General features: G+C 65.6%; 14 protein-coding genes. 13 read left to right on the plus strand and 1 reads right to left on the minus strand.

Translation table 11 applies throughout. The annotated features are described in order from the left end of the window. The 8 genes from AC1Z3O_RS08275 to AC1Z3O_RS08310 all read left to right on the plus strand — a co-directional run bounded on the left by AC1Z3O_RS08275 (position 1) and on the right by AC1Z3O_RS08310 (position 5,971). Entirely contained in the window at positions 1-1,044 is a 1,044-nt protein-coding gene (locus tag AC1Z3O_RS08275) for a hypothetical protein (protein WP_483515055.1), read from the plus strand. Positions 1,045-1,155: 111 nt separating this feature from the next. Continuing rightward, positions 1,156-2,013: a class I SAM-dependent methyltransferase gene (locus tag AC1Z3O_RS08280; protein WP_483515057.1), complete on the plus strand. Its 858-nt coding sequence runs from the start codon at positions 1,156-1,158 to the stop codon at positions 2,011-2,013. 225 nt (positions 2,014-2,238) lie between these two features. Further along, on the plus strand, positions 2,239-2,562 hold the full coding sequence (locus AC1Z3O_RS08285) for an ArsR/SmtB family transcription factor (RefSeq protein WP_483517548.1): 324 nt from the start codon (positions 2,239-2,241) through the stop codon (positions 2,560-2,562). A gap of 11 nt (positions 2,563-2,573) precedes the next feature. Then, positions 2,574-3,050: an ArsI/CadI family heavy metal resistance metalloenzyme gene (locus AC1Z3O_RS08290; protein ID WP_483515060.1), complete on the plus strand. Its 477-nt coding sequence runs from the start codon at positions 2,574-2,576 to the stop codon at positions 3,048-3,050. Positions 3,051-3,060: 10 nt separating this feature from the next. Then, entirely contained in the window at positions 3,061-3,555 is a 495-nt protein-coding gene (locus tag AC1Z3O_RS08295; protein WP_483515062.1) for an arsenate reductase ArsC, read from the plus strand. Positions 3,556-3,560: 5 nt separating this feature from the next. Beyond that, positions 3,561-4,256 carry an aquaporin gene (locus AC1Z3O_RS08300; protein ID WP_483515064.1) on the plus strand — a complete coding sequence of 232 codons (696 nt, stop codon included), beginning with the start codon at positions 3,561-3,563 and terminating at the stop codon, positions 4,254-4,256. A gap of 752 nt (positions 4,257-5,008) precedes the next feature. After that, on the plus strand, positions 5,009-5,446 hold the full coding sequence (locus AC1Z3O_RS08305) for a universal stress protein (protein ID WP_483515066.1): 438 nt from the start codon (positions 5,009-5,011) through the stop codon (positions 5,444-5,446). Between the two features lie 99 nt (positions 5,447-5,545). Further along, positions 5,546-5,971 carry an ACT domain-containing protein gene (locus AC1Z3O_RS08310; RefSeq protein ID WP_483515068.1) on the plus strand — a complete coding sequence of 142 codons (426 nt, stop codon included), beginning with the start codon at positions 5,546-5,548 and terminating at the stop codon, positions 5,969-5,971. A 70-nt stretch (positions 5,972-6,041) separates the two neighbouring features. Here AC1Z3O_RS08310 and AC1Z3O_RS08315 read toward each other — a convergent pair whose 3' ends face one another. Continuing rightward, positions 6,042-6,929 (minus strand): LysR family transcriptional regulator, encoded by an 888-nt coding sequence (locus tag AC1Z3O_RS08315; protein ID WP_483517549.1) that lies wholly within the window; start codon positions 6,927-6,929, stop codon positions 6,042-6,044. A 146-nt stretch (positions 6,930-7,075) separates the two neighbouring features. Here AC1Z3O_RS08315 and AC1Z3O_RS08320 point away from each other — a divergent pair, with 146 nt between their 5' ends. The 5 genes from AC1Z3O_RS08320 (at position 7,076) to AC1Z3O_RS08340 (ending at position 12,485) form a co-directional block, all read left to right on the plus strand. Continuing rightward, on the plus strand, positions 7,076-7,882 hold the full coding sequence (locus AC1Z3O_RS08320; RefSeq protein ID WP_483515070.1) for an SDR family NAD(P)-dependent oxidoreductase: 807 nt from the start codon (positions 7,076-7,078) through the stop codon (positions 7,880-7,882). 301 nt (positions 7,883-8,183) lie between these two features. Next, positions 8,184-9,572: an ABC transporter substrate-binding protein gene (locus AC1Z3O_RS08325; RefSeq protein WP_483515072.1), complete on the plus strand. Its 1,389-nt coding sequence runs from the start codon at positions 8,184-8,186 to the stop codon at positions 9,570-9,572. A gap of 54 nt (positions 9,573-9,626) precedes the next feature. After that, positions 9,627-10,685: an ABC transporter ATP-binding protein gene (locus AC1Z3O_RS08330; RefSeq protein WP_483515074.1), complete on the plus strand. Its 1,059-nt coding sequence runs from the start codon at positions 9,627-9,629 to the stop codon at positions 10,683-10,685. Then, positions 10,682-11,611, plus strand: a complete 930-nt coding sequence (locus AC1Z3O_RS08335) for a carbohydrate ABC transporter permease (protein WP_483515076.1) — start codon at positions 10,682-10,684, stop codon at positions 11,609-11,611. Before AC1Z3O_RS08330 ends, AC1Z3O_RS08335 begins: the two co-directional genes overlap by 4 nt. A gap of 1 nt (position 11,612) precedes the next feature. Further along, on the plus strand, positions 11,613-12,485 hold the full coding sequence (locus AC1Z3O_RS08340) for a carbohydrate ABC transporter permease (protein ID WP_483515078.1): 873 nt from the start codon (positions 11,613-11,615) through the stop codon (positions 12,483-12,485). Positions 12,486-12,733: the final 248 nt, after the last annotated feature.

Genomic DNA, 12,733 nt, shown 5'->3' on the forward strand with positions numbered 1-12,733 from the left:
ATGGGATTCCTGCGTTGGTTGAATAGAAGGGGCGGACGGGGCGGAAAGGACGGACGAGGCGGGCGTGAGCGCCGCGCCGGCGACCGCAAGGCCACAGAGGCGATGGTGGAACGTGTGACGGCGCTCAGTCCACGGCTGCGGCTGGTCTCGGGCTATGTAAAGCGGCTGGCGCCGGGCGTTGGCTCGGCCAGCGAGGTGATCCGCGCCATTGTGGCAGGGGTGCCCGCAGCACGCCCGGCCAATGCGCAGGCCTGGGCGACGGATCCCTGCATCCATGCCTTCTTCGGCGCGGCCGACGATATCGAGCGCGTATTCAGCCGCTCTTCCGACCTGCGTGAATTCTTCAGTCGCACGCAGGTTGAAGAGGCCTTTGTCGTGCTCGGCATGGACATGACCGAGAAGCGGACCCTGGGGGTGGAGCTGCAAGGCGAGGTCATGCACACGGATGTCCCGCGGACCACGGTCTGTTTCAGTGACCACCGCATCCGGATCTGCGCGGAATCCGAAGCTGCATTGCGCACGGAAATCGAAGGCAGGATGCTGGACCAGCTTGCCATCGAGGGACTGGCGCTCTCTGCTTCGAGCCAGGGGCGGCGCGACGTGCTCGAACGCGAACTTGCATTGCTCAAGACGCGCGTTCTCTTGCTGGAGCGCCAGGGTGCGGGGCTGCGCTCCGTTGTCGGAGCGACCGCACCGGATGCAGCGGCGCTCGGGCGGTTGCGCGAGCAGATCGAAACGAACGATCGCGAACTCGAGGCGCTCGGGGCAGAGGGTGGCGCCCTGGATCGGCAGCTTGAATGCATGGCCCAGGTGCTCGGCGAGGCGGCCTCGCGCTTCCGGGTCGAGCGGCACCGGCTGCGCCTGAGCCGGATGAACGTGGTGCTGCCGCCGGACAGTACCACGCCGGGTGACGACATTGAGCTGCTGTGTGCGCATATTCCCGGCGATCCGCCGCTGGTGCGCTGGTTCTCGCAGGTCAGTTTCAGGCGCAGTGGCATGCTTTCGCAGATGGCGCTGTTGGAAGAAGCCGCACGGATGCTCTAGGCTCTGGCCTCGGCCTGCCTCCAGCGCCTGCCGCCTCAGCCTGCCACGCACCATCGTCTTGTAGAGGTGTCATGGCGGTGCGGAAACGACGAACACACAGGATTGAAAGCCATGAACGACAAGCGCAATGTCGCGCCAGACAGCACCGCAGCGCGGGTCGCCTTATGGCGAGCTCTGCATGTCGAGGCGGATGCAGCGCCGCACGTGCTGGAAGACGAAATCGGCCTGAAGCTGTTGGCCCCGGATGAGGGCTGGCGACGTCGCGGGGACATGGACCCGCAGTTCACACGACCCTTCCGTGCCTCGATTGTGGCTCGTGCTCGCTTCATTGAGGATCTGGTCGCGGAACAGGCTGGCCGCGGGCTCAGTCAGTATGTCATCCTCGGCGCTGGCCTTGACAGCTTCGCACAGCGGAGGCCGGAGATCGCGTCCCGCCTCAGCGTGTTCGAGATCGACCAGCCAGGCCCTCAGGCGTGGAAGCGCCAGCGCCTGATCGAGCTGGGCTTCGGCGTCCCCGGATGGCTGCGCTTTGTGCCGGTCGATTTCGAGGCGGGGGAGTCCTGGCGGGAGAGGCTCGTGACTGCTGGCTTCGACGACAGCAAGCCAGCCGTGGTGGTTTCCACGGGCGTCAGCATGTATCTGACCAAAGAGGCAAATGCCGTCACGCTGCGCGAGGTCGCGGCTCTCGCCCCAGGTTCGACGCTCGCCATGACGTTCCTGCTTCCGCTGGAGCTAGCGGATCCGGAGGTACGTCCGGCGTTTGAGATGGCAGAGAAGGGAGCGCGGGCGAGCGGGACACCTTTCCTCAGCTTTTTCACCCCGCAAGAGATCGTGAGGCTGGCACACGAAGCCGGCTTTAGAGAGGCGCGGCATGTCTCGGCGGTCGACCTTACCCGGCGCTACTTTGTGGGCAGGACAGATGATCTGCGCCCGCCACAAGGAGAGGCGCTGCTGGTAGCGAATACATAGCTGCCCGTGCATGAGGGCGTCTGGAAGCCATCGGTAGCCCTTTTGCGCCGCTTGAGGCACGTCGGGGGGCTTACCGGCTAGTTTGAGACAGTCGACCTCAGATCTGCAATGACCGAGCTGGCCGATGAACTGCCGTTCGACGCATCAAGTGGAAGGGCCGCAACCGGCGAGTTTCGGGAGTTTCGGTCACTTGTATCTCTTCCATGTTTCCACTATATTGGAAATATGGAAGAAAATGAAGTTATCCGCTCCTTAGCTGCCCTTGCCCACAACCTGCGTCTCCGGGTCTTCCGGATGCTGGTGGTCGCCGGCCAAGCGGGCCTCACGCCCGGTGCGATTGCTGAACAGCTCGACGTGCCCGGCGCGACGCTATCGTTCCACCTCAAGGAACTGATGAACGCACAGCTCGTGACGCAGGAGCGCGACGGCCGCAACCTGATCTACCGCGCCGCGTTTGATCACATGGGGGGGCTGCTAGGCTTCCTGACCGAGAACTGCTGCCAGGGCGAGCCATGCCTCGAACCTGGCGCCACCGCCTGCAAATGCTGAGGGAGAATCCCATGAAACGCTTCCACGTACATGTCCACGTTGACGATCTCGGCAAGAGCATCGCTTTCTACTCCAAGTTGTTTGCCGCCGAGCCCACGCGGGTGGAGGGCGACTATGCCAAGTGGATGCTGGACGATCCGCGCATCAACTTCGCAATTTCCACGCGCGGCAGCAAGGTCGGCGTGGACCACCTGGGCTTCCAGGTGGACGATGCCGCAGCGTTGACCGAGCTGAAGGCGCGTGCCGGGGCTGCCGACATGGCGCTGGTCGACCAGGGCGAAACCACCTGCTGCTACGCTCGCAGCGACAAGCACTGGATCATCGACCCGCAGGGCATTGCATGGGAGCACTTCCACTCGCTGGGCAACATCCCGGTGTTCAGCGAAGGCAAGCAGGAAGACGTGAAGGTCGAAGGCGCGGCCTGCTGTGCGCCGCGTGGCAAGCCGATCGGTATCGCCGTGAAGCCGTTGGGCTCTTCGTGCTGCTAGGAAGGCCGTCGTGACCATCAACGTACTGATCCTCTGCACCCACAACTCCGCGCGCAGCGTGCTGAGCGAAGGCATGCTGAACCATTGGGCTCTGCTGCTTGGCAAGGACGTGCGCGCCTACAGCGCCGGTAGTACGCCCAGCGGCCGCCTCAACCCGTTTGCATTGGAATCCCTCGCCGATGCCGGCGTTGACACTACGGGCTACCACAGCAAGAGCTGGGACGAGTTCGTCGCCGACGGCGCGCCACAGATGCGCATCGTCATCACCGTGTGCGACAGCGCCGCCGCCGAGCCTTGCCCGTACTGGCCGGGTAGTCCCGTCAAGGTACATTGGGGCTACGCCGACCCATCCAACGCTCGGGGCGGCGACGCGGGCAAGCGCCAGGCCTTCGCGCTGACGCGCCAGGCCATTGGCTACCGCATGCTGCAACTCTTGATGCTGCCGCTCGATACGCTGGGCAACGCCGAGCTGCAGAGCCATCTCGATCGCATCGCGCAAAGCTGAAAGTCATGGCTGATCTGCGAAACCGGCTCCTCGCCGAAGCGCTGGGGACCGCCATGCTGCTGGCCATTGTCATCGGCTCCGGCATCATGGCCGAGCGGCTGGCGGGCGGGAACACAGCGCTTGTGCTTCTCGCCAACACGGCGGCCACCGTGGGCGGCCTGTACATCCTGATCGAGGTCTTCGGCCCGATCAGCGGTGCGCATTTGAATCCGGCGGTCAGCGCGGTGATGGCGGCGCGGGGCGAACTGCCGGGCTCAGCGCTGGTCCCATATATCGCGGCCCAACTGGCGGGCGCGGTGTTGGGCGCGTGGCTGGCACATGCCATGTTCGACATGCCCCTCCTGCAGTTTTCCACAAAGGTCCGCACCGGCACGGGGCAATGGATTGCCGAGGCCGTGGCGACTGCGGGCCTGCTGCTGGTGATCCTTCGGGCGCCAAGCGGACGTGCTTCTTCCATGGTGGCGGCCTATATCGGCGCGGCATACTGGTTCACGGCATCCACCTCGTTCGCCAATCCGGCGGCGGCCTTTGGTCGCATGTTCAGCGACACATTTTCTGGTATCGCGCCAGCAAACGTCCCGGCCTTCGTCATCTCCCAGTGTGTCGGGGCAGCGCTCGGATTGATGCTGCATCGGCTGCTGGAGTCGCGCCCAACGCGGCGCAGTCCCCCGAGCGTCGTCGAGTCTTCGGTCGAGCATTAGATCGAGAGCTTTTTTGAAACCAGCTTGAACTTCTGCAGGCATTCCCTGAGGAAAGTTGTTCAATGATGTGCTGCTCTCGAATCGCGTTCCGCGAACGTCGGTTAGGGGCTGCAGACTCAACCGGGCAGCCGTTGGCCGAAGTCCCTCATCGGCCTGAAGCGTCGTTCGCTTGTGGCATCACTCGGCCATTCGGGCGTCCGTTGCGCTCTGATACCTGCCGCTGCGCCTCTGGCGGCACGACCGGCAGCAACGGCTCGGGAAGAAACGACTGGGTGGCTCGTTTCACGATGTCTCCACGGCCATTCATGGCGGTCCACGTCGTGATCCGTCGCGAATGCGAATCGGAATGCCGATCTTGCCGATTGGCGAGAGCGTCAGGGATGGACGCAGGCGCGGAAGCCCAGCCCAGGAGAGGTCACGGAGGCGCCGTCGCCCTGGAGCACAACTGTCGACAAGCGTCCGTGGCGGAGGGCTTGCCGAGGTGTCAAGCGGTGCAGAAACGTCCACTCGGCATGGCCACGGAATGCGGGCGCCTCTTCTCCGACGCAATGGTCATACGCCCTTGATTTCCGTCAACTGACGGCGCCTTTCAACAACTACATTGATTTCAGGCCGGGGTGTCTGGAAGGCTTCGATAGCCCTTGCGCCCGCGTTCCGCTGCTTGGTCCTCATTGCCTGCCGCGCCGAGCGGCCTTTCGCTCTCTCGCGCAAGAGCAGAGAACATAGAACACAGAGCAGGCATGGAGAACACCATGTTCAAACATCTCCTGCTGGCGGTCGACGGGTCGCCCTTGGCCGAATCGGCCTTCCACAAGGCGATTGCACTGGCGCGCGAAATGAATGCTCGTGTCACCGCGGTGCGGGTCAGTCCGAGCTACCACGTGCTGACCTATCAAGTCGAAATGCTGACGGACACCCGCGAAGAGTACGTGAAAGCGGCGTGGGAAGAGGCGACGCGATACCTGGCCGGTCTCGCGAGCGAGGCCAGTGCAGCCGGCGTGGAGTGCAAGACGGCCTACGTGGTCAACGACCACCCTTATGAGGCCATCCTCAAGACGGCCGAAGAGCAGGGCTGCGACCTGATCGTCATGGCATCGCATGGACGGCGCGGCGTGCAAGCGCTCCTGATCGGAAGCGAAACACTGAAGGTACTGACTCACTGCAAGATCCCCGTTCTCGTCTACCGTTAGAGGCATGGCATCCATGCGGGCGCGCGGGTGCAGGACCACGCATCGGGCGGCGGCGCAGCCCCCGGTGCTGCCGACCGGATGAGACAAGGGGAGTCGAACATGGATCTTCAGGTGGAGCAGGTGGAGGTGTGGGCGGCGGGCATTCCGGACAAGCCGGGCGGCCTGGCGGCGGTCTTGGCGTCACTGCGCGATGTGGGGGCCGACCTGGAACTGATCATCGCGCGGCGCAGCCCGGAGAGGCCTGGCGAAGGCGTCGTCCTGGTGACTCCATTGGAAGAGGATAGGGAAATGGTGGCGGCCGCCATGGCGGGCTTCAACGTCACGCATAAGCAGCACTGCGTCCGCGTGCTCGGCCGCAATCAGCGGGGTATCGCTGCCGCACTGGCGGAAGAGCTTGCCGAGGCGGGAATCAATCTGCGTGGCTTCTCCGCCGCGGTGATCGGCCCGCAGTTTGTCGCCTACGTGGCCTTGGACTCACAAGCAGAGGCCGACCAGGCGGAGGCCGTTCTCCAGGCTCTCATTTGATGCGACGAACTGGCGCACGTCCTGCGGGCCGGGGTGCGGTGGAGACTGCGGTGCCTCGCCATGTCGACGGTCAGGCAGGATCGAGATACGGCGCCAGTTGCTCGGCCAGCCAGTCCATGAACACGCGCACGCGCAGCGGCAAGTTGCGCCGGTTGGCATAGAGCAGGGAAACCGGCAACGGCGGGGCGGGGTAGTCGGGCAGGACCTCCACCAGCACGCCCGCCGCCGCCAGCGGCGCCAACCCCAGCGCGGGTGCCTGGATCAGGCCCAGCCCGGCGCGGCAGGCGGCTTCGTAGCTCTCGGCCGAGCTCACCGTCACGGCGCCGGCCATCGGCAGCGTGGCGGGGCCGCTCTCGTCCTGGTACTCCCAGCCCGGCACCTTGCCGCCCAGCGCTTGCACGTAGTGCACCACGCGGTGGGCGGCGAGGTCAGCGAGCGTGCGCGGCGTGCCGTGGCGGGCCACGTAGGCCGGGCTGGCGCAGTTGATCTGCCGCAGCGCGCCGAGTGGCCGCGCGATCAGGCTGCTGTCGGCCAGCGCGCCGACACGCAGCACGCAGTCGAAGCCTTCGCGCACCAGGTCGACGCGGCGGTCCGTGCTGCTCAGCTCCACCTCCAGTTGTGGATGCGCGTCGAGGAAGGCGGGCAGGGCGGGGATGACGAGGTCGCGCGCCACGCCGGCCGGCATGTCCACGCGCAGGCGGCCGCGCAGTGCCTGCGGGGTCTGGCGGAACTGGGACTGGAACTCGTCCAGGTCGGCCAGCAGGTCCTGGCAGCGCTCGTAGCAGGCCTGGCCATCCTGGGTGAGCTGCACCCGGCGCGTGGTCCGGTGCAGCAGGCGCGTGCCCAGCAGGTTCTCGAGTTGCTGCACGGCGACCGAGGCGGCGGGTTTGGCGATGCCCAGGCTCTCGGCGGCACGGGTGAAGCTGGACAGCTCCGCCACGCGCACGAAGATCCGCATGGCGTCGATCTGGTTGTTGCGGCTCAGGCTGTCGGGGCGGATCAATTGTTATTCCATGGAGAACAGATAGATTGAATTATCGACATTTATTCTCCGGTGACAAGGCAATAGCATTCCTCTTACCCATTGACTGACTGGAGAACAGCATGTCCGCATCCACCTCTACGGTTTCTACCGCCGCCGCCTCGTCCACCATCGCTGCAGCCCCCGTCGCCATCATCACCGGCGGCAACCGGGGTCTTGGCCGGAGCATGGTCCAGAAGCTGGCCGCTCGCGGCACTGACGTGATCTTTACCTATCGCGGAAACGCCGCCGAAGCGCAGGCGCTGCTTGCCGAGGTGCAGGCCACGGGCCGTCGCGCGGCCGCCTTGCAACTCGATGTGGCCGACACCGCGAGCTTTCCCGCCTTCGCCGACCGGGTGCGCGAGACGCTGGCCGGCTGGGGACGTGCGCACGTCAATGCGCTGGTCAACAACGCCGGCGTTGGCATCCATGCCAGCGTGACCGACACCACCGAGGCGCAGTTCGACACGCTGATGCAGGTTCATTTCAAGGGCATGTTCTTTCTGACGCAGGCCCTGCTGCCGCTGCTGGCCGATGGCGGGCGCATCGTCAATATCTCCACCGGCCTGACGCGCTTCGCCATCCCGGGCTGCAGCGTCTACGCCGCCATGAAGGGCGCGGTGGAAGTGCTGTCGCGCTACCTGGCCAAGGAACTGGGCCCGCGCGGCATCGCCGTCAATGTGGTGGCGCCGGGCGCCATCGAGACCGACTTCAGCGGCGGCGTGGTGCGCGACAACGCCGAAATGAATGCCCAGCTCGCCGCGCAGACCGCGCTGGGGCGGGTGGGCCAGCCGGATGATATCGGCGGCGTGGTGGCCTCGCTGCTGGCACCGGAGAACGGCTGGATCACCGCGCAGCGCATCGAGGCCTCGGGCGGCATGTTCCTCTGATGCCGAGCCGGCAAGGGCAGGGCCGATCCGGGTATCGGAGGCGGTACCTGCCGGTCGGCCGGTCGGGCACGACGACCGGCTGATGGCAACGGTCCGCCTCGCGCGCGCCGGCTTTGGTGCCGGTTTCACGGTGCCGATTGCTTGCCGATCGATGGCGCCGGGCCTCCATGTGTGCAGTGTGCATTGCCTTATCAGCGAGGAATTCTAGAATCATTAACAGAGACATCGGCGACCATGTGCGCCCCAACACCGGTTCGTGCACGGAGCGCATACGGCCTCCTTCTTCCATGCGGAGGCGGCCATGAACATAGAAGCAAGAATCGCCAGGTACCACTATCTCAGGGCCCGCACCACTGTCAGCGATCTGGTCAACCGGCGCCGTCGGCGCCTGCTCCAGGCGGCCGCCGCAACGCTGGTGACTAGCACCACGCCCTTGCTGACGCGCCCGGCACACGCCGCCAAGCGCACCCTCAAGATCCTGCAGTGGAACCACTTCGTTCCCGCCTATGACACGTGGTTCGACAATACCTACGTGAAGGAGTGGGGCGAGCGCAACGATACCCAGGTCATCGTCGACCACGTGGGCATCCCCGCCTTGGCCACGCGCGCCGCCGCCGAGGTATCGGCGCAGAAGGGGCACGACCTGTTCATGTTCCTGTCGCCGCCGCCGGTCTATGAGGAGCAGGTGATCGACCACCGTGAGGTCTATGAGGAGTGCCAGCGTCATCACGGCAAGCCGGTGGAGTTGGCGGTGCGCAGCACCTACAACCCCAAGACGAAAAAGTACTTCGCCTTCTCCGACAGCTTCGTGCCGGACCCGGTCAACTATCGCAAGGACCTGTGGGATGCGATCGGCATGGCGCCGCCGGACAGCTGGGACGATGTGCTCACCGCGGGCCGCAAGATCAAGCAGGCGCGGGGCGTGCCGGTCGGCATCGGCCTGTCGGCGGAGTTCGACACCGCGATGGCGATGCGCACCATCCTGTTCGCTTTCGGCGGCTCGGTGCAGGACGAGGAAGGGCACGTGATACTGAGTTCGCAGCACACGCTGGATGCGATCAAGTACGTCCGCGCGCTCTACCGCGACACCATGACGTCCGAGGTGCTGGCCTGGGATCCCTCCTCGAACAACCGCGCCATGCTGGCGGGCAAGATCTCGCTGTGCCTGAACGCGATTTCCATCACGCGCGAGGGCGAAGACAAGAAGATACCGGTCACCCCGAACATCTGGCTTACCGAGGCGTTGCGCGGACCGGTGCGCCGGATCTGCCTGGAGCACGTGATGGACTGCTACGTGATCTGGAAATTTGCCCAGAACATCGATGGAGCGAAGAAGTTCCTGGTGGACTATATCGACAATTTCCGCCAAGGCTTCCTCGGCAGCAAGTTCTATAACTTCCCCTGCTTCCCGAGCACCGTGCCCGACCTGAAGACGCTGATCGACCACGATGCGCAAGCCGTTCCCGCAGACAAGTACCGCGTGCTCGGCAAGCTGGTGGGGCAGGCCACCAACGTCGGATACCCCGGCAACGCGAACGCCGCGATCGACGAGATCTTCAACACCTGGGTGCTGAACACCATGTTCGCCAGGGCTGCCACCGGCGATGCCTCGCCTGAGGACGCGATGCGCGACGGCGACGCTGCCTGCAAGCGCATCTTTGCCAAATGGCACGCCCGGGGGCTGGTGTGACGGAGCACGGACGGGCGTAGCGCCGCCCCGCGGCAGCCCGCCCGCCGGTATGCCATGGCCACGTTGGAAGCCCGCTCGCTCACCAAGCGCTACGATGGAACGAGCGCGGTGGACGGTATCGACCTGGCCGTGCGCGAGAGCGAATTCATGGTGCTGCTGGGGCCGTCGGGCTCGGGCAAGACCACCTTGCTGCGGCTGATTGCCGGGCTGGAACTGCCGACCTCCGGCGATGTGCTGGTGGGCGGGCGGGTCGTCACCGGGATGCCGCCGCGCGCGCACAATATGGCCATGGTGTTCCAGAGCTACGCGCTCTATCCGCACCTGACCGTGGCCGGCAATATCGCCTTCCCGCTGGAGGCGCAGCGCATGCCGCGCGAGGCGGTCGCCGCCAAGGTGAGCTGGGCCGCCGAGCTGTTCGGCATCGGCCACCTGCTGGCACGCAAGCCGCGCCAGCTTTCCGGCGGCGAGCGGCAGCGGGTGGCGTTGGCGCGCGCCGTGGTGCGCAACCCGGTGGCCTTCCTGCTCGACGAGCCGCTGTCCAACCTCGACGCCAAGCTGCGTACCGCGGCGCGCGATGAGCTCCAGCAACTGCAGCGCCGCTTGTCCACCACCACCTTGTACGTGACCCACGACCAGGTCGAGGCGCTGGCGCTGGGCGATCGTGTGGCCGTGCTGGACCATGGGCGCGTGCACCAGGTGGGCACGCCGCTGCAGGTGTACCTGCGGCCGGCCGATCGCTTTGTCGCCACCTTCGTCGGCTCGCCGCCGATGAACCTGGTCATGGGCGAAGACGCTGAGCTGGGCTTTCGCCCCGAGCATTTCCTGCCACGCGCCGCCTTTGATGCCCGCGACGATGCGCAGGCGCTGGAATCCTTCTGGCTCAATGTCACGAGAGTCGAAGACTTGGGTGCCGAGCGCCTGGTCTACGGCGTGCTCGAGGCGCCCAGCCCGCAGGTCAAGGTGGTGTCGCGCATCCCCTGCACGCTCGACATCGCCCTGGAGGCCGGCTCGCGCCAGCAGTTCGCCGTGCGGCGCATCCATGTGCACCGCTTCGACCAGCGCTCCGGCGCGAACATGACGCCGCCAGGCGGCAGCGCTCCCGACCAGTCATGAACGCCCATCCGTCCCGCCTGCGCACCGTGCCGAGTCCCGCCGCCAAGGCCGTGCCCGAGCGCTGGCTCGGGGCGCTGATGCTGGCGCCGGCGCTGGCCTATATCGCGCTGCTGGTGGGCTTTCCCTTCGCGCTGTCGATCTGGTACAGCCTGACGGATGCCACCGTGGGCAGCCAGGCGCCGCATTTCATCGGCCTGGAGAACTACCGGCGCGTGATGCAGGATCCGGTCTTCTGGCGCTCGCTGCGCAATGCGCTGGTGTTCACGCTGGTTTCACAGGCAGCGGTGGTGGTGCTGGCCAAGATCCTGGCGCTGGCCCTGGCGCGGGAATTCCCCGGCAAGTGGCTGGTGCGGCTGCTGATCCTGCTGCCCTGGGTAGCGCCCATCTCGCTGGGGGCGATCGGCTGGCTGTGGATCTTCGACCCCGTCTACAGCGTCATCAACTGGACGCTGCGCGCGCTCGGCGTGTTCGGCCCCGATGTCTGGCCGATCTGGCTGGGCCAGCCCGACCTGGCCATGGCCTCGGTGATCGTGGTCGACGTGTGGCGGCTGCTGCCGCTGGCCACCATCATCATCCTCGCAGGCATGAACGGCATCCCGCAGGATCTGCACGATGCGGCGGCGATGGACGGCGCCGGCTTCTGGCGCCGGCTGTTGCGCATCGATATCCCGCTGCTGATGCCAGTGATGCTGGTGGCGCTGCTGTTCGGCATCGTCTTCACGCTGACCGACATGATCGTCATCTATGTGCTGACGCGCGGCGGGCCCTATGACACCACGCAGGTGCTGGCAAGCCTGGCCTTCTTCACCGGCATCCAGGGCGGCGACCTGGCCGCCGGCGCGGCCATCTCGCTGGCCCTGTTCCCGCTGCTGGTGGCGGTCGTTGCGCTGCTGCTGACGATAGCGCAGCGCGCGGAGGTGACCTGAAATGTGGCGCACGGCGGATGGAGCCTACATTCCGGCGGGCGCGCGCCGGCGCCTGGCGCAGGCCGGTGCCTTGGCCGTGCTGGCGGCCTTCGCGTCCTTCTGCGCCTTTCCCTTCGCGTGGATGCTGATCACCACCTTCAAGGACGTCCACGACCTGATCGACACCGCCAACAACCCCTTCCTGTTCAACCTGCCGCCCACGCTGGACAACCTGCGCATCTTGTTCGGCAGTACCCAGTACCTGCGCTGGCTCGGCAACACGCTGCTGGTGGGGCTGGCGGTGACGGCGGTGACGCTGGTGCTGGCAGTGCCGGCAGGCTACAGCCTGGCCCGGCTGGCGGGGCGGCGCGGCCGCGGCCTCGCCATCGCGATCTTCCTGACCTACCTGATACCGCCGACCATCCTCTTCATCCCGTTCTCGCGCATCGTCGGCACGCTCGGCCTGCAGGACTCGCTGTGGTCGCTGGTGCTCGTCTACCCCAGCTTCACCGTGCCCTTCTGCAGCTGGCTGATGATGGGCTTCTTCAAGGCGGTGCCGCCGGAGATCGAGGAAGCCGCGATGATCGACGGGCTGAGCCGCTTCGGCGCCTTTCTCAAGGTGGTGGTGCCGATCTCCTCGGCCGGCATGCTGACCGTGGTCATCTTCACCATGACGCTGGTGATGCAGGAGTTCGTCTACGCGCTGACCTTTATCACCAGCTCGTCGCAGTACACCGTCAGCGTCGGCGTGCCCACCTTCCTGGTGCGTGGCGACGTCTATTTCTGGGGCTCGCTGATGGGAGCCTGCCTGATCGTGAGCCTGCCGGTGGCGGTGCTGTACAACCTGTTTCTCGACCGCTTCGTGGCCGGCTTCACCGTGGGTGCGGTGAAGTAGGGCGGGGCGGCCTGATATTCCTCGCTCGCTCGCTCGTGCGCGGCGAAGGTATTTCAATCCACTGATGAAGCTAAGGATTAGTGAGGGCATGCCACAGAATGCGACGGACAAATGGCGCGATACGCTGTGAGTATCCATTTCAAGACCGTGCTCGTTTTCGCGCAGAGAATTCTGTCTCCGATTGCAGACGACGGAGGTATCGTGAATATCCCCAAAGCCCTGACCAAATCCACCTTTTCCGGTTATGG

It is taken from the genome of Cupriavidus sp. 09_S30, assembly GCF_056930435.1.